Source organism: Pseudoalteromonas sp. XMcav2-N, from assembly GCF_024124545.1.
In the GTDB taxonomy this organism is placed as follows: domain Bacteria; phylum Pseudomonadota; class Gammaproteobacteria; order Enterobacterales; family Alteromonadaceae; genus Pseudoalteromonas.
Map to the genome: position 1 here is coordinate 158926 of NZ_JAMXSF010000006.1, position 25957 is coordinate 184882.

The window sequence follows — 25957 nt, forward strand, 5'->3', positions numbered from 1 at the left end:
GGCTGCTACAGCCCTAGTTGAAGATTGCAAATTTTAGGGATTTTTCATGGACCGTTTGCTCCGAGCTTTATTGAGGACATCCAGAAGAAATAAGCGCTTATTTACACTTCTGGTTGACTGCTTTTTTATTGCAAGCGCATTTTGGCTGTCGCTTTTTGTTAGATTGGACAGTCTGGTACCGTTGACGGATTGGAATAACTGGCTTTTGTTATTTGCACTGCTGCCGGTTAGTTTGTTGGTTTTTATTCAGTTGGGTTTGTATCGTGCTGTATTGAGATTTGCAGGCGCCCATGTTGTATCATCAATATTGATAGGCACAATCGTTAGCACCGTGACTTTAGTGTTATGTGCATTCGGGTTAGGTGTGCCTATCCCGAGAACTATGCCCATTATATATGCTTGGCTATTGGTATTGTCAGTTGGTGGGGCTCGTATTGCTGTTCGGGCAATGTTCTATCGTTTTATCGCGGTTAAGAAAACACCAGTCGTAATTTATGGTGCAGGCGAAGCTGGTCGACAACTTGCTACCGCTTTAGGCACCGGTCCAGAGTACTTTGTTTCTGCATTCATTGATGATGATAAAGCAAAACAAAACTCAGTGATTCAAGGGGTGCCGGTTGTTGCTTTTCAATCTATTTATAATCTCATTGACCGTAACAAAGTTGATAAAATACTACTTGCGCTGCCAAGTGCATCGAGAAAGCGAAGACAAGAGATTATTTATAAATTAGAAAAGTTACCTGTGGAGGTCATGACAGTGCCTGGTATGGCGGATGTGATTGAAGGCAAGGCATCTTTAAATCAAATCAAAGAGGTTGAAATAGAAGACCTGCTTGGTAGAGACCCCGTTGACCCTAAACCGGAACTCATGGCTGCCAATATTAAAGATAAAGTGGTGATGGTTACGGGAGCCGGTGGCTCTATAGGCTCAGAGCTTTGCAGGCAGATTGTACAGTACAACCCAGTAAAGTTGGTTTTATTCGAATTGTCAGAATATGGTCTCTATTGTATCGAAAAAGAGTTATCAGACCTTATCAGGGCAAAGGGACTTGATACAGAGCTACTGCCGATCATTGGTTCGGTGCAGAGAATAAACCGTGTTGAGAATTGTATGCAGGCTTTTGGCGTACAAACTGTCTATCACGCTGCGGCGTACAAACATGTTCCTTTGGTGGAGCACAATGTGGTTGAAGGCGTGCGGAACAATGTTTTTGGTACTTATTGTACTGCAAAAGCTGCTATCAATGTTGGCGTAGAGACTTTTGTTTTGATTTCAACCGATAAAGCTGTACGTCCGACAAACGTAATGGGAGCGACAAAACGTATGGCTGAATTGGTTCTGCAAGGACTTGCTACCGGATATACGCAAGGGAGTCATGGCACGCGTTTTTGTATGGTGAGATTTGGCAATGTACTCGGCTCTTCAGGCTCTGTAGTGCCTTTGTTTAGGCGTCAAATTAAAGAGGGGGGGCCTATTACTTTGACTCACCCCGAGATAACACGGTTTTTCATGACGATTCCTGAGGCGGCTCAGCTTGTTATTCAAGCAGGTGCTATGGGTAAAGGCGGAGACGTGTTTGTACTGGATATGGGCGAGTCAGTAAAAATTAAAGATCTGGCTACCCGGATGATCCACTTATCAGGGTTGGAAGTGCAGAGCGAAACAAACTTAGACGGCGATATTGCAATTCGGTGTACAGGATTAAGGCCTGGCGAGAAGCTATATGAAGAGCTACTAATTGGCGATGATGTTGAGAGTACATCTCACGAGCGTATTATGACTGCAAATGAGGTAATGCTGCCCAAAGAAGAACTCCAGTTGCTGCTAGATGCGCTGGATAAGGCATGTCATAACTTTGATCATGAAGCGATTCGGAAACTTTTACTTCAGGCACCATTGAGTTTTGCGCCCACAGACGATATTTGTGATTTGGTATGGAGTGCACGTAAGAAAATGGATATTCCTGATAATATTGTCAGTTTTAAATAGCATATACGATACACAACTCGGATAACTTCTTCATTGGGGCTTTACTAAAGTCACAATTGATTAGAATAGAAAACGCCTGATGCTGTCCATCAGGCGTTTTTTCGTTTTGGTCTCGAATGTTGAATATATGGCTTACCTTTTGAGTTCATGCTGCTATGTGACAAGACTCAGATATATACTGCTGAATATCTTCTCATGTTAGCCTACCACTTTCCGCGCGATTTATAGAGTCGAGTACATATGCCTTAGGCTGCTTCAGTTGTGAATCATCAAGTTTGCAAGTGCGCCCCGCACGAGGTAGCTCTTCCAAGCCTTCTAATCCATGGTCGAGATAGCCTTTCACCCATTTGTTCACGCTAGTACGACTGACCTTTAAGTATTCTGCAATCTGATAGCGAGATTTACTTTCAAAGAAATGAGCCAGTGCGAGCATGTACACTTTCTTTCTTGGATTTTTGGTCTATTTGGAGAGCTTAATTGTAACTCCACCCAACCTAGTACAGCTCATTAGTAGAATTATGCAGCCTCAAGGTAGCCAACTGGAGTCATGTCTTCCAGTGCATCGTGAGGCCTTTCATAATTGTAAATTTCTAACCATTCATCTGTGATTTCGCGTACTTGTTGTAGTGAATCGAACAGATATAAATCTAATACTTCTTCTCGATAACTGCGATTAAAGCGCTCCACAAAACCGTTTTGATAAGGGCTACCAGGCTGAATAAACTCTAGCTTTATGTTTTTCTCCTGCGCCCAACTTTCTAACAGGCTGGATGTAAATTCAGGTCCATTATCAACCCTTATTTGCGACAGCTTTCCTCGCCAGGCAATCACTCGTTCAAGCGTCCTAATAACTCGCTCTGTGGTCAAGCTGGTGTCAACTTCGATGGCCAGTGCTTGCCGATTATAATCATCAATAATATTTAATGTTCTGAAGCGATGTCCAAAGCTTAAAGCGTCGCTCATGAAATCCATAGACCAAGAATCATTGTGCTTTTCCGGCGTACTCAATGGCTCTGGGCTGCGTGTCGGAACACGGCGCTTTCCTTTTCGCCTCAAGTTGAGCTTTAGCATATTGTAAACGCGTTCAACACGCTTCTTGTTCCATTTTTTACCCTGATGCCTAAGCCGTTTAAACAGCTTAGGTAAACCCCAGCGAGGATGACGCTCCACAAGCAACAGCAACGCATCGATTACCTCATCATCTGGTGGCCGTTTATGCGTGTAGTAATAGACACTTCGATTTAGTCCTGCAACCTCACAAGCAAGTGCCACACTTACCTCATACTGCTCTAGGAAGTGCTCAACCCACGCTCTACGCTTGCTTGTGCTTACAGCTTTTTTGCAACGATTTCCTCAAGCATAGTGTGTTTAAGGCTCAGTGTTGCAAACATGTCTTTGAGCTTGCGATTCTCTTCTTCAAGCTCTTTCAGTCGCTTTACATCCGACGCTTCCATGCCGCCATATTTGGAGCGCCATTTATAAAATGTGCTCTGTCCAATTCCATGTTTTCGGCAAAGATCTGGGACCGATACACCCGATTCAGCTTCTTTGATCATGGCAACAATTTGTGACTCGGTGAACTTGCTTTTTCTCATCGTAAAACTTCCTTCTTCTGTTAATGGAAATTCTACTCAAGAACTGTTGCAGTTTATGGGGGAGTTACATAATAAATTCAGAGGGCTGCAAAATCATTCTCACATCGATGAAAATTGGATTTTGGCATTAGATCATAAATTTAATCAATTCGGTATTAGACAAAAAGAAAGCGCTCTGTAAGCGCTTTCTTTTCAAGGTCTGTCAGCTGCTACTGGCATGCCTTGTGTTATAGAATTACCTATCAGCGTATTGTTTTACCCTGAGTAAGCTCTTCTTCTTGTTAACACTATGGTGCTAAGTATTAAGAATAGTAACGATAACGCGCCACCAGAACCTGAGTCAGGAGCTGGGTCAGGTGTCTTACTACCATCATCACCATCGTTGGAGTCAGGTGTGTCGCCATCAGTGCTTTTATTTTCAATTGTAATATTGATTTGTTCATTTACAGTCAGCTGCCCATCTGAGGCACTTAACTGAAAACTCAATACAGTCTGGGTGTCTACAGTGGGGGCAACAAACGATAATGTCGCAGAAGTGTTGTCAATTAGTTCTACATTTTTTCCTGCCGTTTGTGTCCATAGGTAGGTTATGGCGTCTCCATCTAAATCTGTGACTTGTGCATTGATCTTGATATTACTGCCTTCGTTAGCTGTTAGGTTTTCACTAAGCTCTATGACAGGTGCTTTGTTGACGTTTAGGAATTCAATATCATACGCAAAGTCTGTCGTTGAGAACCCGTCATTGATGTTAATAATTAAGGTACTTGTTTCACTCTGAGTAAGCTCAGGAACTGACAATACAGCCTTGGCACTGTCTTCATCAGTCGTTATCTGGGCACCTGGTAATCTAACGGTCCAGCTGAAGGTTAATTCATCACCATCAGGATCTGTACTTTGAGATGCATCCAATGTGATACTGGAAAGTTCTTCGATGCTATCCGGTACCGTGATCACGAGTTCTGGAGCGCGGTTATTGGAAGATGTGGCCGTTCTAGCGATAAACTCTACCTGTCCATTGACTTTGCCATCGAGATCGAACTCGCTGCCATCTTTTATCTCAATACCAACACACTGCTCACACTGTAGAGTGTTATCAATCTTATGACCGAGTGTCTTCCAGCCTGTGCCTGTCATGGCTCTGACAAGCAAAGCTGGGTCGTTGATCCCCTGCTTTGCTGGTAAGGTGATAGCTGCCGTGTCGCTTTCAGGGTGCAAAGATATCATCACATTGGCAGTATCGCTGTAAGTAAGAAAGTAAGGGTCTTGAGGGTTGTAGATCCCAGCATGAGCTGCATAGTCAGATAGTTCTTTAGATGTCAAAGACATATTAACTGGCGTTGTCTCACTAAATATAACCTTTGTCAGTCCAAGCTGAACCCTGTTTCTTTCATCTTGACTGGTTACCACTGTATTATCACTGAGGTGAGCAATGGTCTTGTTATAGTATGGGTCAAGGTAATCGACAATACGGTCTCCATCTATGTCACGAATACCTTCTTCATAGTCTGTGACCCAGTCACCATCGGTGTCCGTCGAGTCATCGTCAAAAGTAGGGGCAGCGTCAATCAGTTTTATAGTAACTTGCTTAGACAGGTGTACCGTATTCTCCTGGCCTTTTTTCGAGGCATTGAACACAACAGTGGCAGCATCAGACTGGACTTCTCTTGGGTCAAACTGGAAGCGCCAGTAGTGATCTTCAATACGGAAGAGTTGACCATTTGTTCCCAACTCATGTTCAGTTGTTAGCGTGTAAACGTCATTTCCGTTAGGATCTTCAAAATAGATATGGAACCATACCTGATGCTCGTTTTTAACCCCTACGGCGACAGGTTCACTGTTTTGTAATTGAGTGATTTCCATATGCACTGGCATATCATTACTTTCTTCAATATATCTTAGCCTGGATCGAACCGGACCATTTGTAACACCGAGCCCAGATGCTCTATCAATTCTGATTTCCGCGTCATCTAGTAAGTAACCTGCAGGCAGCGTCACGTACATATAAGGCCATATACGACTTGTGAACAAAGGAACTGTTTTTCTTCCAACTTTAACTCGCAATTCTGTGTGTATGTCCTTAGGCTGGCCGAGTACCTCAAGTTTGAGAGTCAGATCGCCGTTAAAGTCAAAGTAGGTTATGTCGTCCAGCTTCAGGTAGGGCTTGAGATAGGCTTTTATTTGAGCTTGCTGGACGTTTCCTGCGCTGTCTGTTACGCGTAGGGGAAGTAATACATCACCATAACGCATTTCAAAATCATCATAAAATTCGAATTGATAATTGCGTTTGTCAATCTCATCTTTGTAGTAACCTGAAAGCGAAGTCAGTAGATCGGTTTTATTGTATGCTTCCCACTCTCCGATATCACTAAGGGAGGGGGGGGTTGTATCTGCAATAGTGATTATCTGTGATGCACTAGATTTATTGCCGACATGGTCAACGGCTATCCATGTCACCTTATGTTGTCCTAAGCCGAGCTGACTCTCACCTTCAACCCAAAGCTTGACAGGTAGGTTACCATTATCGGTGACGTTGACCAGGGGGCCGGCTGCCTCAATTATATTGGTAACTTCGTAAGTGGCTTCTATAAATAACGGTTCAAGTTCGCCGAACACGGGCGCTTGGTTTTCACCTTTATCCGGATCTGCGGGATGAGCGTCTTCGGAGTCAGGAATGCCATCAAGATCTGAATCTTCTGAGTTTGGGTTGCTGCCAATTTGAAACTCGATCAGGTTACTGACGCCATCACGGTCAAAATCTTCAGCACTATCATCTACAACACCATTCATACCATGCATGAGCTCATAATAATCTGGGACGCCATCTTCGTCAGAATCTTGCTCAAGTGGTACTTCTTGAAAGTACTGAAGGTTTGTCACACACATACTAGTGATGGGAGAGTTACTTGGGTTTCCATCTACAACAAATTTGATGACATTAAAGCCTTCAGGGATATCGACTTTCTGAAGTGAGCCGGCAAAATGCTCTCTGTTGTTCACTCTTAAGGTTTCAATATCATTGACGTACACGACGAAATTTCGGGTCTGATAGATCCATGACTGGAACCATATTGTCCCTCCATTGAACTCACCGGCAATAGCAAACCCTGATGTTCTCGCACCCGGGCTCCAGTGAGTCCGAACACGGAAGCAGCCTTTTGGCTGCCCTGGAACTACATACCAAGGGGTAATGTTGTCGGCTAGCTCTCTTAACCAGCTCGGTCTTTCCGGTGATGAGAAATTTTCAAAAAAGCTCGTATAAGTTGGAGCGACTGATGTGCTGTCGTTAGGATCGCTAACGGCAAAGTACTCTTGCAGGTTTGTGTAACCGTCAGTGTCGTTATCAAGTGTGGCATCATGCGCACTTGTTGGATCTAAGTTATTTTCGACCTCATAGTAGTCACCCATTTGATCGTTATCCGAATCACTGTGTTTAGGGTTTGTACCTAATTGGTATTCTTGCAGTGCGGTTAGGCCATCGCCATCGGGATCCGTATCGAAGTCCTGGTTACTGTTTCGATTTAAACCATACTTTAGTTCCCAATAGTCTGGCAGGCCGTCACCATCAGTATCTCTCAGATCATCTTCACCGATAAAAAGTATATTATCGACCCAAGCCACGTCAGTATTAAATTGTCCTTGCGGTGCTGTCAAACTAAATTCAAGCTCAGCATAACCACTGCCTGTAAACTGAAAAGAGTCAGATAGCCAAAACTGCTGAATATCAGAGTTGTGTGTTTTTACTTGCGTATTATTGTATGTGATACGAAAGTTGTCAGTGCCGGAGGTTTGAAGCCGAAAGTCGTAAACAAGAAAGCCCGGCTTAAACTCGCCTTGTATCTTGAACGTACTCGATTCGCCAGCGTTCAGGCTGGCAGAGCGTAAACTCCACGCGCCGTCTGAACTTTGTGACTGAGTACGGACCCAAGGTGAATCGGCTGGAAGCTGAATCCAGTCGGGGAAATCCGAAGTTTCGAATGACGTTATGTATGTGGATTGTGCCTTAGGAGTCAAGTCCTGTGAGTCAACCACATTGAAAGGGTTGGAAGTAGTCTGTAGCTTTAAGGTTGATGCGAGCGAGACATTTACTGTCACAGCACTCAATACCGCTACTACAACAGATTTTGTTGCAAATTGCATGAGCATTCCTTATCTGTAGATGTGCTTTGGGCTTATTAATAACGTTGCAGCTTAAATGCACTAATAGTGGGATACTTTGATGAGAGCGGTATAGTTAGCCTCTTTGATGTGAGGTGACGAGGCTTTTTGCTAACACTAGGAGTTCCCTTTCTTAGAGTGCAAACATGATTATTTTTTTAGTATTATTGAATTAAAAGTTCTCACAATTGGTATTATAGACTGCTTGTGGGGGGCAGTCTATAACCTTAAAGTTCTGTTTGATGAAGCGGGGGGTTAGTCGTTGCCAAACAAGTCTCTGGTGTAAACTTTGTCTTTGACATCTGCGAGAATGTCACACATTCGGTTAGCAATGATCACATCCGAACGTTCTTTGAGCTCCTCAATGGACTGGACTACTTCTGAGTTGTAGAAGTCATCTGCTTTTAAACTTGGCTCGTAAACAATTACTTCTATACCTTTGCCTTTTATTCTTTTCATGATCCCTTGAATGGCCGATGCTCTAAAGTTATCAGAACCTGACTTCATGACGAGTCTGTACACACCAACGACCTTTGGTGATTTGCTGATGATAGAGTCGGCAATAAAATCTTTCCTGGTTGTGTTTGCATCCACAATAGCCTGAATAATTTTATTTGGCACATCTTTGTAGTTTGCCAGAAGCTGCTTGGTATCTTTTGGTAAGCAATAACCTCCATAGCCAAAGGAGGGGTTGTTATAGTGTTTTCCAATGCGAGGATCTAGTCCAACGCCTTCAATAATTTGCCTACTGTCCAAGCCATGAGACTCAGCATAACTATCCAGCTCATTAAAATAAGCAACTCGCATCGCTAGGTAGGTATTTGAAAACAATTTGATAGCTTCAGCTTCTGTTGCGTTTGTAAAAAGTGTCTCAACGGACTCCTTTCTTGCGCCTTGGATCAGAAGGTGGGCAAAGGCCTTTGCACGTTCACTATTTTCTCCAACAATGATTCTCGATGGGTATAAGTTGTCGTGCAGGGCTTTGCCTTCTCTCAAAAACTCAGGAGAAAAAATAATGTTGTTGACGCCAAACTTCTCATTAATAGCTTTGGTGAAACCAACTGGAACAGTTGATTTTATGATCATTACCGCGTCGGGGGCAATTGACAACACATCATCAATTACAGATTCGACCGAGCTGGTATTAAAGTAGTTTGTAGTCGGGTCATAATCAGTTGGTGTTGCAATTATGACAAACTCAGCACCTCGCAGTGCCTTATTTTTGTCCGTTGTGGCGTAAAAATTCAGCTTTTCACTTTGCAAAAAGTCAGAGATGTCCGCATCAACAATAGGTGACTTTCCTGATTGTAATAATGCAACTTTATCTTCGTCTATGTCTAAAGCGATCACTTCATTGTGTTGGGCCAACAATAAGGCATTTGATAGGCCAACGTAACCAGTTCCTACAATGGTTATTCTCATACTCTTTCCAATGATTTCCTAATTCCACTATCCTACTTATTCAACCTACTCAAGATTTACTTGAAGCTCAAATAAGCTTCGCGCAATCGAGCTAAGTTCGCATATACGTAACTGCTAGACATGCGACCTTGGTTAAAATAAGTTCGATCTAAGCTAATTGAAGTCTCTGGTATATAAGCTTTTTTATAAACCAACTTATTGTGATCCTCACTAATGCGGGTTCCGACACTATGACGCCACGCTTGGTTACCTTTGACTTGGCCATACTGTGTGACATTCATGTCTTTTCTTGAAGTCAGTGGAATACTAAACGAGATCCCCGCTACCCGGACATCTGTGTCATACGCGAAAAGAGAAATATAGCTATCACCAATCCAGAACTTTGTTTCGAGTTTCAGGCCTTTGTCTTTTCGCCAAAACTCGCCACCTGAAGCGTGGAAGGTAATGTCCTGTTCTACCCAATGATATTGATAACCAACAACATGGTATTCTCTGTCTGCGTCATAATCTGCATAGTCAAAATAACCATAGTTGTTGTATATCTTATGTCTTCCAGAGGGACTGACCCAAGCTGTTTCGTTGATTATGGCGTTATAGTCGTAATACTCTCTGAAAATACCTATCTGAGTTTGATTGTAGAATCCGAAGGGTAGGTCAAAAGTTTGATAAAATACTGCACGTTCAAGGCCGTTTTGCTCCCTTCTCCCCTCGAAGGTGTCATTTGGTTCAAAATCATCTGTATCTGCAACGACCGTTTGGGCGGTGATATTAACTCCTGCACCTTTCCACAATGGGACTTCTAGGTCAGCGCGTAGTGCAAGAGAGAAGTCGTATACGCCCAGCTCTGTAGCGTATGTAGACGAAAGAGCGGGCCCCAGCGTCAAACGAGGCTTTAGATAAGGTGAGTTATTGGCCGATGTTTCGATCCATGCGATAGCGGGAACTGGCTCAAGTTTGCCTTGGTTTACTCTAAGTGATGGGCTCGCCCCTGTTGCAACGAACTGACGATATGACTCTAGCTGAGTTACCACTGCAAGCAATGGTATATCGTGCTTCTTAAGTTGGACTGACACTTGCGCGTCTTTCAGATTTATATGTTCAACAGCGCGTCCTAAAACGAGACCTAAGGCGTCGAGGTCATTACGGTTGAATACAGAGTTCTCGAAGTGTATAACAATATGAGGGTGATGATTGAACCCAATTGAGACCGATTCAAAGCCATCTTCAATGAGGGCGTTTCGCAGAGCTCTGAGAGAATCGTTAAGTAACTTAGGCTCTTCACTGGCGCGTTCTGAAGGTGTAGCTGAATGTGTCTTTGTCTTTGTCTTTTCTGCTACTACCTGACCGTGCGTTGCTTTTGGTTGCGCGCGCTCCGCTCGAGGAGTTGGCGGAGCAACAAAAGGAGCTGGTTCAATGTCCTGATACTGGCTTCGGTTTTGTGAGCTAAGAGGCAACGAGTAGCTAACTCCCCAATAGGTATCCTTGGCTGAGTGGTCTGTGTCGCTGTGTATTTTGCCTGTAAAGGTTAACTCACCTGTATTGAATATCCACTCTTTAGGTACGCTCACTCTAACTGCTGTGTTGAATGCCTCTGCATCATATTCAGACTGCAAGGCAAGCCATGGGAAAAGTTGCCATTCAACGCCTGCAAACATACCGTCCATCTGACCTGTTGCGCGCTCGCTGCTGGCGGCACCTAAGGTGAATCTGAAGTTATTTAGAGCTTTTGAAGCGGCAATGTAGTGAGTTTTGTATTTGTTTGAGGCACCGCCAACATCTTTTGAGCCAACGGCGAGTGAAAACCAGTCTTTTGGGATTAGGGGGATTGCATACTTTAAATTGAATGAGAGATCTCTCAGAGGATCCTCTCCCATAACCCTTTGGGAAAACATGTTGTCATGCATACTACTGGCAGCAATCATCCCGCTGACTTCTAGGTTTTCCCAGATACCTGCTGAAAAGATATAATTGTAGCCATCTTCATATCTATCCCCTCTCATATCTAGTTGGTTGTTATAGCTGACCCCGATATTTCCACGCGGTTTTACTTCTGCGTTAGGTGTGTTGATTACACCACTATATCCTGCGAATGATTCGTAGACGGTAGGGGGTTCATTTGCACATACAGATAGAGAAAAAATTGCTGAACTACTTGCAAGTATCAAAGACTGTTTAGACATCCTTTAAGCCCGAATTAGAAATCGTTAAGGTATTTTGCCCGTTAATATAACATGTGACATTTACAAATGAAGTGATGAATTTAAAATCCCCCAAAATAATGCACATAAAATATCAAAGCTATTGCCAATTTAACATAAATTGGAGTTGTAATCAGTTAACGGTAAAGATTTGAGATGATCGGCTATGAAGATTTTATTTGAGTACGAGTCGTGACTGTGTGCAGACATAGTGTACATGGAATTAAGATCTTTTCTAGAATCGTTATGTAGTATCGGTTGCGGCTATTTGCGTTATTCAAATTAAAAATGTTTCACATGACAGCTTTGGTGTCCTCAGCCAGAAAAACTTGGTGCCGCGCTGAGACCCCCAGCTTGATAGAAAGCTCTTATGCACTTATGCAGCAGGTGTCCGTAAGGGGGTTATAGTTCTTTAATGCTGTTTTGCTTGGAATTTGCATATGAATCAAGGTGTTTTACGTTACATACCTTGCGTTACATCAAATATTTATAAATCTGTCAAAAAAGTTGAATGTAGGGCTTGAGAATTGTGTCTTTCGCTCCAATACTTAGTAATAGGTAAACAACAAAAGGGAGCGCTTATGAAAATTAACCTTTCAGGCCACCATGTAGATATGACAGAAGCCGTAAAGCAACACGTTGATGAAAAGTTTGCCAAAGTAGCTAACCATTTCCCGTCGCTGTTGTCGATAGATGTCATAGTCAGTAAGGAACACAAGAAATTTTATACTGAGATCAATACCAATTATTCAGGCGCCCGGATATCTGTAAGAGGAGAGGACGACGTCATGTATCCGGCCATTGCTAATGCAGCTAAAAAGTTAGATGCGGCACTAAAACACAGAAAAGGTCAGCTCAAGGCTAACAAACATGAAAAACCTGTGAGTACGACTCCGCCTATTGCCCACGAGATTATTCAGGAAATGAACCTGAATTAAAGATAAGTTTAAAGAAGCCACCTGCCGGTGGCTTCATTTATATTAGGTCTTAAACCGCTCCATCAAACCCCATTTGACGCCACGATTCATAGACAAAAACGGATACCGCGTTTGACAGGTTCATGCTCCTGCTGTCTGGTCGCATTGGGATCCGCAGACGCTGTTCTGCCGGTAGAGAGAAAATCAAGTCTTCTGGCAAGCCTCTGGTTTCAGGTCCAAATAGCAGACAGTCACCGCTCTGATAGTCTGGTTCGTGATGGTATCGGGTGCCTTTAGTCGTGCAGGCAAAGACTCTATTTGGTTTGCGCTCTTGCAGATATGCATCCAAAGAGGGGTAACGTTTTACTTCGCTGAATTCATGGTAATCCAAACCGGCGCGCCTGACGCGTTTGTCGTCCCAGTCAAAACCCAGAGGTTCAATCAGGTGTAACGAAAACCCTGTGTTTGCACACAGGCGAATAATGTTGCCTGTATTAGGGGGAATTTCAGGCTGATACAATACGATGTCTAACATGGATAACCTCAAAATAATATTGCCCGCAGTATAGCGCATCTGGTGGGGAGGCTAAAAGTCAGTGTATAGCCTTTGTGCGTTACGGTGACAAATACCTGGCCAATATTTAGCATGTCGGCGTCACTAATTTTTCATTTTGATGACTTACACTATAAGATAAGCCTAAACAGGAGTTTTACGAGGTTGTTGAGGTAATAAGTGTCCCATAATTATGACTTTTTAGTTCGATTTTCCAGCATTTTTACGCTCGCAATGGCGGCATTAATGATCACAGCGAAGGCCTGGGCCTGGCTGGCGTCTGGCAGCGCAGCTATGTTGGGGTCGCTGACGGATTCCTTACTTGATGTCAGTGCTTCTATGATGAGTTTTTTGGTGCTCAGTTATGCGCTCCGCCCTGCAGACGACGATCATCGTTTTGGTCATGGTAAAGCAGAAGCTTTGGCAGGCCTCGGTCAGGCAGCATTTATTGCAGGCTCAGCGTGTTTACTCACTTTCCATGGTATTGAACGCCTGTTTAACCCGGTTGCAATTCAGCATAGCCTGTTGGGGGTGTGGGTTAGCCTGTTTGCTGTGGGGTGCACATTGGCTGTTGTCATTGTGCAGCATCATGTGGTTAAGCGAACCCAGTCAATTGCGATAAAAGCAGACTCTTTGCATTATAAAGGGGACATTCTGCTTAACCTGGCCGTGTTGACGGCGTTACTGTTGAGTCATTGGCAGGTAGAGCATGCCGATGCCCTGTTTGCGATAGGTGTTGCTGCTTATCTGCTATACAATTGTTGGGAAATAGCTCGAGAAAGTGCGGATCATTTGATGGATAAAGAGCTGCCTGACGAAGAAAAAACGGAAATTATCCTGTTAGCGTCCAGTCATGAAGAGGTGTATGGGGTGCATGATCTGCGCACCCGGCAAAGTGGTAAAGTGAAGTTTGTACAGTTGCATCTGGAGCTGGATGACCATATTCCATTGGCTCGTGCGCATGAGATCAGCGATGAAGTCGTGGCACATATTAAAGCTGCTTTTGAGTCGGAAATGGATATCCTGATCCATCAGGACCCAGTGTCACTGTCAGTGTCACCAAACTCATCCGCAGTGTAATTGGTGATGTTTTTGAGAGACGCCTGATAGCCAAGGAGTTGTTCGGCAAACGTATAAAACTGGTTCAGTACAGCACGTCGTATGGTGTCTGTTTCGCAAAGTAATTCGTGTTTACCTGGATAGGACTGTATCTGACAATGCGTTTGACGTTGTGCAAACTGTTCTTGCGCTGTTGAGCAGACAATACTGTCATACTCAGCACTGGCGATGCTCAGCGGCAGTGTTATCTGTAACTGCTCGATGTTTCGAGTAAATTGCAGTGCCTGCTGAAGCCAGCGGAAACTGACACCGCCCAGCTGTAATCCCGGGTTATCACGGTAGAGTTGCCTGAATAATGCGTAACGGTGTCTACACTGGGTTAATTCATTGTCCTCGAAGGCTTTTGGCTGGTAGTCTGCCTGACCAATCGCATAGCACTTCCCCAATCCCAGCAGGCACGCTGTAGATGCAACGCCATGCGCAAACCAGGCAGGGTAAGGGGCTGTGTTGATCGCAAGCATGGGGGCGCTGAGAAATGCACCTTTAACAGAAGTTGTGAAGCGGGACAAATAATCACATACAATCGCTCCCCCCATTGAATGTGCCAATATCATCGTGTCACCTTGCCACTGTGAGGTGACCACTTCTTGCATAAAGGCATCGAGGCAATCGCCATATTGTGTAAAAGTGTCAATATAGCCAATATGCAAATTGGCAAGGAAGCGCCCAGACAGGCCCTGACCTGGGTGATCAAAGGTAAAAACGGCGATTTGGTTGCGGGCGAGCTCCCACATTAACTCCTGATATTTATGCGCCGATTCAATACGGCCATTGACCAGAACAACCGCAAATTTTGCCCGGTCCGGAATATGGCTGGCGTAAAAGAGTGGTCCTACCCCACTGGAAAATGTACCTTTTTGGCAGCGTTGCCAGTGCGCCTGGATATGAACCAGATTGTCCGTTAAGTGTGTGCTTTCGCTATAATACATGATTGCCTGTTGGCAGCGTTACGGTAACACGCAGGCCACTATGGTTACTAAACTGAATGTGGCCATGATGCACTTTTACAGCGTGCTGCGCAATTGCCAGCCCCAGTCCGAATCCACCGGGTTCTGCTGCACCATCAGGGGTGCGTGCTTGTGAGGCTCTGAAAAAGGGGATACACAGTTTTTCCAGCATAGTGTCACTGACACCAGGGCCATCGTCGCTGATCGTGACAGTGAGTTGATCGTCACTGCGTTGTATCGTCAAGCTTACTTGTTTATTGGCGTATTTGATGGCGTTACGCAGGATGTTCTCAAATGCACGGTTGAGTAACGCTGCATCGACTGTCAGGGTGATGTCGGGCAATGGTTGCCATTCAATCTGTTTACCCAGTTGCTGGCCCTCAAATTTGGCATCATCCAGGATAGGTTCTAATAACTCTGTCAGCGAAATTGGATGAGGGGTGAGCACCAGTTGCTGAGATTCGAGTCGGGACAGTTGCAAAATATCACTCAACATGTGCTCAAGTAAGTGTGCCTCTTTTTCAACGCGTTGCAAGTACGGTATCAAAGGGGCAGGGGCTTTATCACTGGCAATGCCGTTTGCCATCTGTAATCTGGTTAAGGGAGAGCGCAATTCGTGAGAAATATCAGCCAGTAACCGTTTTTGTTGTGTCACATGAGCTTGCAGGCGGCTCGCCATTTGATCAAAATCTTTACCCAGCTGGCCTAATTCGTCCTGGCGCGAAAAGTTTATCCCTGCTCGTGCATCGAGCTTCCCCTGAGCGAGGGAAGCGGCAGCCTGTTGAAGCTGACGCACAGGTTTGAGCAGTCCGCGTGCAAACCAAAGACTAAATGCGAAGCTTGCCAGTATTAATACCAAGAGCTTAGCCCAGTTAGGTAGCATCCGTATCTTTGTCAGAATATGCGGGTCTCGGTGGTCCATCAGCTGAAACAGCTGATATGTTTCTCCATGCAATTGGATATCTAGTGGACCATAGGCCCGATAACGTTCGGTATCAACAACTTGTGGTTGCGAACTGGTGGTAAAATTCAGCAAAGATAAGTCCCACTCCTGAAGTGCGGCATGGCTTAAAACACTGAGCTGTTCATCACTGTGACGTAAGTAAATTTTCGGACCGTGGTTGCGATGACGCCCAGGTAACAAGGTATTCAGTTCCTGCCCTGGCCGGCTCTGTGCACGTCGTTCTATGCTACGTTTCAAGTGATGCATGTTTTTCATCATAGCAGGACTGATTTGGCGTGTTTCCAGTATGTCTGGCTGTAACAGACTGATACTCATCAGCATAAACAGCGTGGCAGCAATTGTGCCCCAGAACCATAGGAAAATTTTTACTAGTAAGTACTTCCTCATCTCAAGCCTTAAGAAAAATATAGCCAGAACCTCGTAAGGTTTTGATATAGGTATGTGCACTATGTACGGCGATTTTTTTTCTCACATTACTGACATGCATATCCACAGATCTGTCATAGGGTGCCAGGGGGCGACCCAGCACAGCTTGAGACAAAGTTTGTTTAGTCACGGTCTGACCCGCAGATTTCATAAGCTGGTGGAGCATCTCGTACTCAGTGCCTGTCAATGGCAGTGGTATACCCTTAATACTCGCGGTGCGTGAGGATAAATCCAGAGCAAGCTCATGGCATTCGAAACGGGGACTGGTCGTGGTATGAAGTAAATGGGCGACGCGGCGAGTAATGGCTTTGATCCTTGCCAGTAATTCTCTGTGATTGAATGGTTTTGGGATGTAATCATCAGCACCAAGTTCAAGCCCGAAGATCCGGTCAAAATCATCGCCTTTGGCGGTCAACATAATCACGGGCGTCATTTTTTTTGCACGTAATGCTTTGAGCACTTCAAAGCCGTCCAACTGGGGGAGCATCACATCCAGCAGGATGACATCAAACTCCCTGTCTAACGCCATATCCAGTCCCACAGGGCCCGTATGGGCGGTGTCAACACAAAACCCTTCGCCTTGCAGATAGTCTTGCAGAAGCTCACACAGGCCTCTATCGTCGTCTATTATCAGTACTTTCGCACTCATACTGTTACTCAATCACTCTTTTCACGCCTATCTTACCTTACTACTTACTATATAAGTAAGGTGACTGACTTTACACTTCTTTACGCTCTGGGAATGATGTCGAAACGCTGGATGTGTGAGGGCTGCAACAGCTCTTGACAAAACTTTACACAGCCTTGACGTTGCTTTGCTCTGGCGTTGCTAAAGTTGAACCTAACTTAACAGGAGACGCTATTATGAACACACCCACTAAGATGAAAATTCGTCACACTTTAAAAGCATTATTGCTGGCTTCGGTTATGGCTGGCAGTGGCACGGTTTTAGCTGATACCGATAAGGCTGAGGCGCATGCTCAGGCAAAGCACATGAAACCGATGCAAACAATGGGGCGCATGTTGTTATCAAAACGTGCGATAAAGCATTTGGCACTGACTGAAAGCCAGCAAGCTGAGCTAAAAAGTATTTTCGATGCTCAGAAGGAGCAAGTTAAGTCACTGCGTGGTGGCAGAGACAAAGGAGAACATCACACAGCATTTAAGGCATTGATCGAGGCCGAGCAGTTCGACAAAGCACAGGCACAGGTATTATTGGAGCAATTTCAGCCTCAAAAGCGTGACATGATGCTGATCAGACTGGAAACCCAGCATAAGGTCTATCACATTCTGACCGAAGAGCAGCGTGATAAGCTCAAGGAGTTGCGCCATAAACGGATGGGGAAAAAGCATCACCAACATCAGTCATCCTGAACCACTGAACAAAGCCCGAACTATTTATTCGGGCTTTGTCGTTGTATAAGTTAGTCTTTAAAAAAACTATCGTCGTTTTTGGCCAGTAAGGCTTCCAGATCTTCCACCATATCCCGTGCTGCTTCAGGCGATAAATCCGCACTGTTAAGTGGCGTTGAGATTTTATTGTTCTCTTCTGACCACTCTCCTAAATCAATGAGTTGACAGCGCTTCGAGCAAAAAGGGCGATGTGGGCTTTGCGCCGACCAGACGACGGCGGCCTGGCAGGTAGGACATTTTACAGATACAGGCATAAGCACCTCAGCATAACTATTTTACTCTATTGTACTGTGCAGCTCTCACACAGTCACGGGGGAGCCGGGATTTAGTAGTTGGTTACCCGGTTCACTTCCGCCAGTGAGGTGATCCCATCTGCTGCTTTTTTAAGTCCGGATTGTCTTAGGTTCGCAAAGCCCTGCTTGGCAGCCAGCTCCGCGATTTCCAGAGAGTTTCCGCCATCCATGATTGCATGAGAGATCTCTGGTGTGATTTTCATCACTTCGTAAATGCCCACCCGGCCTTTATAGCCATCAGTACAGTGATCGCACCCTTTGGGTGAATAGACCGTCATATTTTTTATCTGCTCCTCGCTAAAACCCTGGCGTTGCAATTCTTCTGCTGGCAGATCTTCTGGTTCCTTGCATTTAGGGCAAAGACGCCGGGCCAGACGCTGTGCAATGATAAGGCTCACTGAGCTTGCTACGTTATAGGCGGGGACACCCATGTTGAGCAGTCGGGTCAGGGTTTCTGAAGCCGAATTGGTGTGCAGAGTACTCATCACCAGGTGACCTGTTTGTGCAGCTTTGATAGCAATCTCGGCCGTTTCCAGATCCCGGATCTCACCAACCATAACGACATCGGGATCCTGACGCAGGAATGCCCGCAGTGCGTTGGCAAAGGTCATATCGGCTTTGGTATTAATTTGAACCTGGTTGATCCCTTCGAGATTGATTTCCACAGGATCTTCCGCGGTGCTGATATTGCGCTCTGGTTTATTAAGTATATTCAGACCAGTATAAAGAGAAACCGTTTTACCCGAACCGGTAGGGCCCGTGACCAGTATCATCCCTTGCGGTTGTTCCAGGGCATTGAGATACATGTCTTTTTGGTCAGCTTCATACCCCAGTGCATCGATTCCCAGTTTTGCTGCGGATGAATCCAGGATCCGCATTACAATTTTTTCGCCCCACATGGTTGGCAGTGTACTGACACGAAAATCAATACTTTTGCGCTCCGAGATTTTCAGTTTAATACGGCCATCCTGTGGCTTGCGCTTCTCTGCAATATCCAGATGCGACATAACTTTGATACGAGCTGATAAGCGGCTGGATAATGCGTGAGGGGGACTGGCCATTTCATGTAGCAAGCCATCGATACGAAAACGTACCCGATACTTTTTTTCATAGGGTTCAAAGTGGAGATCCGAGGCCCCTTTTTTTATCGCATCCATCAAAATCTTATTGATATAGACAATGATTGGAGCATCATCTTTTTCTTCGTCTGTGTTCTGAGTCTTGGGTTCGTCTTCGACATCCAGACTGGCGAATTCCTTAAACTCGTCTTCACTCAGGCTCAAGCTACTATTGTCATCAAAGAGCTGATCGATTTTTTGATCGAGCAGTTTGTAATCTACGACGACAACTTCGCACTGCAAACCTGTGCTGAACTCAAAGTTTTCAAATGCCCCGTAGTCTGTTGGATCTGACGTGGCAATGAAGAGCTTTCTGTCCTTTTTAACCAGCGGCAGCAGGTGGTGCTGGCGGATCAGCTTTTCCTTAACCAGCTCTTTTGGTACCTGAGTGATATCAAAACCGCTCAGATCAAAGTAGGGGACTCTGAAAAGATCCAGGCATTGTTCGGCCATTTCCTGGCTACTCATGCCGCTGCACAGACAAATAAGTTCAGCGGTGGAGTGGGCATCGGCTTGTTTGGCTTTAACCTGCTCAGCAGTGAGTTTGCCAAGGGTAATAAACTTTCTCAGTAATGGCGAGTGATGTTCCATAATGCTCTTAAGACTTCAACGAGTTACACTAAATGTAGCAAAAATGCTTAGATGCGGGTAGAGAATTGATGACGATCCGGGCTATGCCAGAATCTGTTCAACGCATATCAAGCATGATTTGCCGCAGCCTGTTGTAAAAAGGTTTGATGCAATGTGCTCAGTTGTTTGTGCATTGCTTCGATAGGTTGGTGGTTATCGAGAATAAAATCGGCTTTGTCGCGTTTATCGGCTCTGCTCATTTGTGCCTCTATGATGCGCTCAACTTGCTGCTGCGGACTATTGTCTCTTTTACAGGTTCGCGCAATCTGGATTTCGACGGGGACATCGACAAGCAGCGTTTTGTCGCAGTATTGTTCAAGTCCGTTTTCAAACAATAAGGGGGCAGACAGAATGACATAGTCGCTCTGGGCGCGGTTTAACTGGGCTAATAATTGCGCCCTGATCATCGGGTGCAATAGGCTATTCAACCAGAGTTTTTCCTTTTCATCGCTAAAAATGGTTTTGCGTAAGGCCTGGCGGTCAAGCGTGCCTTCTGCTGTCAGTATCAGCTCTCCAAAATGCTCAACAATCGCAGCCAACCCGTCGCTACCTGGCTCAACAACTTCTCTGGCGACAATATCTGCATCCACAACGACAATCCCTAATCGGTTCAGAAAATCGGATACTGTTGTTTTACCGGCGCCAATTCCGCCTGTTAAGCCTAAGATCCATTTAGCCATCGCATCAAGCTCCTAATAGCGAAAAGTACCAGCGACTGATCTGCTCACCATATAACAAGGTCAGCCAGCCGGCAATGGCGAGGTAAGGGCCAAATGGGATAGGTGTGGCTTTGTTTTTTCCTTGCATGGCAAGCTGAGTGGCACCGATCACGGCACCGACGACACTGGACAACAACACAATCAGCAATAAGGACTGCCATCCCATGAGCGCGCCAAATACCGCCAGCAGTTTAAAATCACCAAACCCCATCCCTTCTTTTCCTGTTAGTAACTTAAAAGCCCAGTAAATACTCCACAGGCTCAAATAGCCGACAGCCGCGCCAATGATAGCTTGGGAAGGCGTGACGGTTATACCAAATACGGCGGCCAGCAGCGCAAACCAGAGTAAGGGCAAGGTCAGCTGATCGGGTAGTAACATATGGTCAATGTCGATAAAAATCAGGGCGATGAGTACCCAAGTCACAAGTAAGTAGACAAGTGCCTGTGGTGTTGCGGAAAAATGCCAGGCCAGCCAGACTGACGCAACCCCTGTGAGTAATTCGATAAGTGGATAACGTTTGGCGATAGGGGTGTCGCAGTATGCGCATTTCCCTTTCAAGCATAACCAGCTGAGCAGGGGGATATTGTGATGAACTTTAATTTTATTCTCACACTTAGGACAGGTTGAGCCCGGCGTCATCAGATTAAAGGGGGCGGGCTCAGGCTGCTCAGGCTCCTGGGATAAAATCACTCTGCATTCTGCCTGCCAGCCGCGTTGCATCATGATGGGTAAACGATAAATTACGACGTTTAGAAAGCTGCCTATACATAGGCTGGTCAGAGCGACGGTCAGCAACCAAAACCAGGTTTGCTGCTCCATGAGGTGCCAAACTTCTTGCATAATAGAGTCTTTTTTATTGTTAAATGACGGTGCCGAGCTGGAATATAGGCAAATACATAGCAACAATCAAGCCGCCAACCAGTACGCCCAGGATCACCATGATCATAGGTTCAAGCAGTGATGATAACCCATCTACGGCGTCATCTACTTCCTGCTCATAAATACTGGCGACTTTTGCCAGCATGCTGTCAAGTGCACCGGACTCTTCACCAATAGCCACCATCTGTACGACCATGTCGGGAAAAATTCTGGAATTGCGCATTGCCCAGTTCATCTGATTACCCGAGCTGACTTCGCCTTTGATGTCTAAAATAGCGTTCTTATAGATAATGTTGCCGGATGCACCTGCGGCAGATTCCAACGCATTTACCAGGGGAACACCCGCGGCAAAGGTGGTAGACAAAGTTCTGGCATAGCGAGCAACCGCTGCTTTTTTCAGGATCTCACCAATTGCCGGGATCTGCAGCACCATGCGGTCGTTAAAGTGGCGCACAGCGGCACTGCGTTGTAGTGCTTCTTTATAGGCGTAACCACTTCCGCCCAGCCCGATGAGGAACAGCCACCAGTATTCCTGCATAAACTCAGAAATACCTAACACCATCAGGGTAAAGCCGGGTAATTCAGCCCCAAAGCCGGTAAAAATTTCTTCAAACTGAGGCACAACAAAAATCAATAAAATGGAGGTCACGATCAGGGCAACTGACAACACAGCTATGGGGTAAAACATGGCTTTCTTGATCTTTGATTTCAGTGCTTCAGCTTTTTCTTTGTATAACGCCACCCGGTCGAAAATACGATCTAATGCACCGGACTGTTCGCCCGATTCAACCAGGTCACAATATAATTCATCAAAATACTTTGGGTGGCTGCGCAGCGATTTTGCCAGCGGCTGACCTGCTTTGACTTCGTCTGCAATATGGGTGATCAGCTTACTGACACTTTTATTTTTCGCTCCGGACGCAATCATATCTAGTGCCTGTACTAAAGCCACACCTGCGGTCAGCATAGTTGCAATTTGTCGGGTGACAACAGCAATGTCTTTCGGGGTGATTTTTTGGGTACTGCTCAAACCAAACAAAGGTTTTGGTTTGCGTTTTACTTTAGAGGGGGTGATACCCTGTTTGCGAAGTTGCGCTTTTACTAGCGCCACACTGGTTCCGGTGAGTTCGCCCTGCAGGCGTTTGCCACGGGCACTGACGCCGACCCAGATAAAGGTATCGACCTTGGCAGAATTTTTGTCGGGTTGATTCATATGCGATGAGTCTGCAAGAGGGAGAGCCCCTCTTGCATAATTGAGCGCTAACTATTAGTTAGTCGTACAGCTTGCAGGTAACCAGCTCGCTTGTGCGTTACCAGTTACCGTGCCGTTACATTGCCAGCTGGAAATCTGGAAACCAGCAGTGAAGTCACCGGCTTCTGCCGCTTCACCATCAGCGCCATTAATTGGCGTGAGTGTCACAACCAGACCTGCCATGTCAGCCTGACCTGTGATAGTAATCAAGCCCGCGGCGCTTACAGTCAGGGTAGTGACATACTGAGTGCCGTCGAAGTCGTCGTCACAGACAGCCGGGTTGCCACCGATTTGAGCGGTTTCTGTCGCACAGGCTTTAGGCATAGTCGATGCAGCTAATAGCTCAGATGCTTTAGAGCGGTTGATGTAATCCTGGTATGCCGGCAGTGCAACGGCAGCAAGAATACCAATGATTGCGATTACAATCATTAATTCGATAAGGGTAAAACCACCCTGTTGTCTTTGCGTCATGATGTGTCTCCTAAGGGATGTTAGACCCGATGCCAGCAACCACTCACACCAGGGGTTTATTAAATCTGTGCTCTCAGAGTTTAGACCCAGTATAGGTCGTTCTTCTTATCGCCAATTTGTTGTAAATCAAAGTAGATTGTCATTACTTTGGCCTAGTCAATGATAATGAATAGTCCTTTATAGTCTACTACATTACTATGACAGTTTAGGTCTTTTTTCTGTTCGCCCGCGATCATCCGTGGTGTCTACACCTTTATATAACAGCTGTTAATACGGTGAGCTGGCATTAAATCAAGAACACGAATAATTTATATGCTAATTATTTGTTCGTATTAAAAAGAGTTTTCTTGACCTTGTCAACGAACCGGCTCTGTATTTTCTTACAAAGCCGTTACACCTGTTACTCAAAGCGCATAGATAAGTCTATACTCTGGAGGTGTTTCGTCAATGCGCCGCTGGAAATGTAGTCAACTCCCGCTTGCGCATACGTCGCCAGTTTATCTAAGGTCATATTACCCGACACCTCCAGCTTAGCTCTACCAGCAGTATGTTTAACGGCAATTTGAATGTCTTCAACGGTAAAGTTATCAAGCATGATGATATCGGCACCGGCTGCAAGCGCTTGCTGCAGCTCATCCAGGTTCTCAACCTCAACCTCTACCGGTTTGTCCGGATGGTTATGTCTGGCTTGTGCAACGGCTTTGTCAATTCCGCCGCAGGCGGCAATGTGGTTTTCTTTGATCAGGAAAGCATCAAACAGCCCGATACGATGGTTTTTGCCTCCACCGCAGGTAACGGCATATTTTTGCAAAGCGCGCAGGCCCGGGATGGTTTTACGAGTATCCAGCAGCTGAGTATTAGTATTCGCCAATGCCGCGACATAATGTGCTGTGGAAGTGGCTGTGCCAGAGAGGGTTTGAACAAAATTCAGGGCGGTACGTTCTGCTGTGAGGATAGCACGCGCGCTGCCTTTTGCTTCAAAAATACGTTGGTTTGGCTGCAACCTGTCTCCGTCTGCGACAAGTACATTTACCTGAACACTGGGATCAACTTGTCTGAACACCTCAAGGATCAGGTCTTTGCCGCAAAAAATGCACTCTTCACGTGTGATCACGTAAGCTTGAGCCTGCTGTGAGGCTGGGATCAGGGCGGCGGTAATATCGCCCTCAGTGGCGTTTTGGTTATTCAGGTCTTCATCAAGTGCCAGCTTAACAAGCTGGGTGAGCTGTTCATTTAACATGGGCTATCTTGGCTTTGTTATTCAATAACCTAATTCTACTGTGTTAAGTCCGTTAATGACAATGTCGTTTATCAGGGTCAGCGTGAGTCAGCTTCCAGCTACCCGGGTTTGGGTGTCAAAATAACATAGTGAAAGTATGGCAAACTTGCTAAGGTAATAACAATATTGATTAGCTAAGTGGTTCTATTCATGCAGTTAAATTGGCTTTGTGGTGCACTGCAACGGCATTCACCACATTACAATGAGCGTCCGGCAGCGTGTCAGCCTTCGCTACTGGTGATCCATTGCATTTCATTGCCTGAAGGTGAATATGGTGGTGATCATATAGACAATTTATTTATGGGGACACTGGACTGCCAGGCACACCCTAGTTTCGAGTCACTGCGTGGTGTAAGGGTGTCCGCACATTGTGTGATCCGTCGTGATGGCACTGTTGTTCAGTATGTTCCTTTTGATAAACGGGCCTGGCATGCAGGTGTTTCTGAATTTGCCGGGCAAGAGAACTGCAATGATTTTAGCATCGGTGTTGAGCTGGAGGGCACAGACACTTCCGCTTATACCGAGGCGCAATATCAGGCGTTGGCTAAGCTCACCGTGTGGTTACAACAGAGGCTCCCAGAGCTGACCAAAGAGCGTATTGTAGGCCACAGTGATATCGCACCTGGCAGAAAGAGCGATCCCGGAGTGGCGTTCGATTGGGATAAATATTTTGCGTTGATAACATAAGAGTAGCGGACATGATGTTAATTTCTATCATAATTGCTTTAGTGATCGAGCGTTTAGGCGCCCGCTCAGAACATTGGCAGATTGACTTCTATATAGCGAAGTACCTGACCTGGAGTAAAAAGCAGCTAAGCAACAAGGGCGTTTTGGGCTCTGATCTGGGTGTGATGATCTGGTTTGTCATACCGGCAGTGCTGACTGCTGTGGTATTCCATCTCTCTGATTTTGTCTTATTTCAGTTAGTGTTGAACGTACTGATATTGCTAGTGTGCTTTGGGTGCGGACGCTATCGCAGGCTGTACAAAGGCTACCTCAACGCATTGACCCGGGGTGATTCCGAGGCGGTTACGCTCTATGCATTACAAATGGGGCAAGAGCGTACGGAAACTGAACGCAATGGCGAAACATTCGGACAAACCTTAGTGTGGATTAATTTTCAGCATTACTGCGCGGTCATGTTCTGGTTTGTTGTATTGGGCGCACCAGGTGCAGTGTTATATGCAACAGCGCGCTCTTTGGTCAGCACACTGACTGAGCGTCAGGAAGAGGACATGCCCGCTCAGGTAGCACTGGTACGCAGTACACTGGACACGCATACACAACGCTTCTCCCAGTTACTATTTTGGCTTGACTGGTTGCCTGCCAGAATAGCCAGTTTTGGCTACCTGATCATAGGCAACTTTACCCAGGGCACCGGGTGTTGGCTCAAATACCTGCTCGACTTTGAGACGTCTAACCGGCGAGTGGTGAGTGACATTGCACTGGCTGCTGAACAGATAGAGCAGCAGTTTTTTGGCTGTACTTACGAAGCAACCTGTATGATGCGTTTGGTTAAACGTAACATCCTTTTCTTTTTAGTACTGACTGCCTTGCTGACCTTGTTTGGCGGCCTGAGCTAGGCATATACAGTACAGTACCTGACAGTGTAGGTC

Annotated in this window: 22 protein-coding genes; 6 read left to right on the plus strand and 16 right to left on the minus strand. The window is 45.6% G+C overall.

Annotated features, from left to right (window positions below; translation table 11 throughout):
* Positions 1-46: 46 nt before the first annotated feature.
* Positions 47-1990 carry a nucleoside-diphosphate sugar epimerase/dehydratase gene (locus NH568_RS10145; protein ID WP_253046724.1) on the plus strand — a complete coding sequence of 648 codons (1944 nt, stop codon included), beginning with the start codon at positions 47-49 and terminating at the stop codon, positions 1988-1990.
* Positions 1991-2183: 193 nt separating this feature from the next.
* On the opposite strand, the gene NH568_RS24190 is transcribed toward NH568_RS10145, so the two are convergent.
* From NH568_RS24190 to NH568_RS10165, 5 genes are all read right to left on the minus strand, one after another.
* Complete coding sequence (locus tag NH568_RS24190; RefSeq protein WP_366041103.1) at positions 2184-2423, minus strand: helix-turn-helix domain-containing protein; 240 nt, start codon at positions 2421-2423, stop codon at positions 2184-2186.
* An 83-nt stretch (positions 2424-2506) separates the two neighbouring features.
* A protein-coding gene (locus NH568_RS10150; RefSeq protein WP_253046726.1) for an IS3 family transposase occupies positions 2507-3585 on the minus strand; the annotation gives its coding sequence in 2 pieces (ribosomal slippage) (positions 2507-3333 and positions 3333-3585; 1080 coding nt in all).
* A gap of 255 nt (positions 3586-3840) precedes the next feature.
* Complete coding sequence (locus NH568_RS10155; protein ID WP_253046729.1) at positions 3841-7722, minus strand: PKD domain-containing protein; 3882 nt, start codon at positions 7720-7722, stop codon at positions 3841-3843.
* 273 nt (positions 7723-7995) lie between these two features.
* Positions 7996-9162, minus strand: a complete 1167-nt coding sequence (locus tag NH568_RS10160) for a nucleotide sugar dehydrogenase (RefSeq protein ID WP_253046731.1) — start codon at positions 9160-9162, stop codon at positions 7996-7998.
* A gap of 56 nt (positions 9163-9218) precedes the next feature.
* Positions 9219-11342, minus strand: coding sequence for a YjbH domain-containing protein (locus tag NH568_RS10165; RefSeq protein WP_253046734.1), 2124 nt, complete (start codon positions 11340-11342; stop codon positions 9219-9221).
* A 599-nt stretch (positions 11343-11941) separates the two neighbouring features.
* On the opposite strand from NH568_RS10165, the gene raiA reads away from it, so the two are divergent.
* The gene (gene raiA / locus NH568_RS10170) at positions 11942-12298 is read left to right on the plus strand and encodes a ribosome-associated translation inhibitor RaiA (RefSeq protein WP_054014760.1); all 357 of its coding nucleotides are present in this window, start codon (positions 11942-11944) and stop codon (positions 12296-12298) included.
* Between the two features lie 49 nt (positions 12299-12347).
* On the opposite strand, the gene trmL is transcribed toward raiA, so the two are convergent.
* On the minus strand, positions 12348-12812 hold the full coding sequence (gene trmL, locus NH568_RS10175) for a tRNA (uridine(34)/cytosine(34)/5-carboxymethylaminomethyluridine(34)-2'-O)-methyltransferase TrmL (protein WP_253046736.1): 465 nt from the start codon (positions 12810-12812) through the stop codon (positions 12348-12350).
* Between the two features lie 252 nt (positions 12813-13064).
* Between trmL and NH568_RS10180 the strand changes: the two genes are divergently transcribed.
* On the plus strand, positions 13065-13910 hold the full coding sequence (locus NH568_RS10180; RefSeq protein ID WP_138550877.1) for a cation diffusion facilitator family transporter: 846 nt from the start codon (positions 13065-13067) through the stop codon (positions 13908-13910).
* Here NH568_RS10180 and NH568_RS10185 read toward each other — a convergent pair.
* From NH568_RS10185 to NH568_RS10195, 3 genes are read right to left on the minus strand one after another with little or no spacing between them, the layout of a single operon-like run.
* Positions 13862-14878 (minus strand): alpha/beta fold hydrolase, encoded by a 1017-nt coding sequence (locus tag NH568_RS10185; protein ID WP_253046739.1) that lies wholly within the window; start codon positions 14876-14878, stop codon positions 13862-13864. The two genes, NH568_RS10180 and NH568_RS10185, sit on opposite strands and share 49 nt — an antisense overlap.
* Positions 14868-16247 carry an ATP-binding protein gene (locus NH568_RS10190; protein ID WP_253046742.1) on the minus strand — a complete coding sequence of 460 codons (1380 nt, stop codon included), beginning with the start codon at positions 16245-16247 and terminating at the stop codon, positions 14868-14870. The genes NH568_RS10185 and NH568_RS10190 overlap by 11 nt, the downstream gene beginning before the upstream one ends.
* A gap of 1 nt (position 16248) precedes the next feature.
* Positions 16249-16935 carry a response regulator transcription factor gene (locus NH568_RS10195; RefSeq protein WP_253046745.1) on the minus strand — a complete coding sequence of 229 codons (687 nt, stop codon included), beginning with the start codon at positions 16933-16935 and terminating at the stop codon, positions 16249-16251.
* 215 nt (positions 16936-17150) lie between these two features.
* On the opposite strand from NH568_RS10195, the gene NH568_RS10200 reads away from it, so the two are divergent.
* Positions 17151-17660 (plus strand): Spy/CpxP family protein refolding chaperone, encoded by a 510-nt coding sequence (locus NH568_RS10200; RefSeq protein ID WP_253046748.1) that lies wholly within the window; start codon positions 17151-17153, stop codon positions 17658-17660.
* 50 nt (positions 17661-17710) lie between these two features.
* Here the strand turns inward: NH568_RS10200 and yacG are convergent, their stop codons facing one another.
* From yacG to nadC, 7 genes are all read right to left on the minus strand, one after another.
* Positions 17711-17953, minus strand: a complete 243-nt coding sequence (gene yacG / locus NH568_RS10205) for a DNA gyrase inhibitor YacG (RefSeq protein ID WP_054014754.1) — start codon at positions 17951-17953, stop codon at positions 17711-17713.
* Between the two features lie 71 nt (positions 17954-18024).
* Positions 18025-19701: a type IV-A pilus assembly ATPase PilB gene (gene pilB / locus NH568_RS10210; protein WP_138545344.1), complete on the minus strand. Its 1677-nt coding sequence runs from the start codon at positions 19699-19701 to the stop codon at positions 18025-18027.
* A 107-nt stretch (positions 19702-19808) separates the two neighbouring features.
* On the minus strand, positions 19809-20420 hold the full coding sequence (gene coaE / locus NH568_RS10215) for a dephospho-CoA kinase (RefSeq protein ID WP_253046751.1): 612 nt from the start codon (positions 20418-20420) through the stop codon (positions 19809-19811).
* A 4-nt stretch (positions 20421-20424) separates the two neighbouring features.
* On the minus strand, positions 20425-21300 hold the full coding sequence (locus tag NH568_RS10220) for an A24 family peptidase (RefSeq protein ID WP_253046754.1): 876 nt from the start codon (positions 21298-21300) through the stop codon (positions 20425-20427).
* A 19-nt stretch (positions 21301-21319) separates the two neighbouring features.
* Positions 21320-22552 (minus strand): type II secretion system F family protein, encoded by a 1233-nt coding sequence (locus NH568_RS10225; protein ID WP_138545347.1) that lies wholly within the window; start codon positions 22550-22552, stop codon positions 21320-21322.
* A gap of 54 nt (positions 22553-22606) precedes the next feature.
* Positions 22607-23062, minus strand: coding sequence for a prepilin-type N-terminal cleavage/methylation domain-containing protein (locus tag NH568_RS23985; protein WP_290444192.1), 456 nt, complete (start codon positions 23060-23062; stop codon positions 22607-22609).
* 400 nt (positions 23063-23462) lie between these two features.
* Positions 23463-24302, minus strand: coding sequence for a carboxylating nicotinate-nucleotide diphosphorylase (nadC, locus tag NH568_RS10235; protein WP_253046757.1), 840 nt, complete (start codon positions 24300-24302; stop codon positions 23463-23465).
* Positions 24303-24491: 189 nt separating this feature from the next.
* Between nadC and ampD the strand changes: the two genes are divergently transcribed.
* Both ampD and ampE read left to right on the plus strand, forming a co-directional pair.
* The gene (gene ampD, locus NH568_RS10240) at positions 24492-25028 is read left to right on the plus strand and encodes a 1,6-anhydro-N-acetylmuramyl-L-alanine amidase AmpD (protein WP_253046760.1); all 537 of its coding nucleotides are present in this window, start codon (positions 24492-24494) and stop codon (positions 25026-25028) included.
* Between the two features lie 11 nt (positions 25029-25039).
* Positions 25040-25924, plus strand: coding sequence for a beta-lactamase regulator AmpE (gene ampE, locus NH568_RS10245; protein WP_253046764.1), 885 nt, complete (start codon positions 25040-25042; stop codon positions 25922-25924).
* Positions 25925-25957 lie beyond the last annotated feature (33 nt).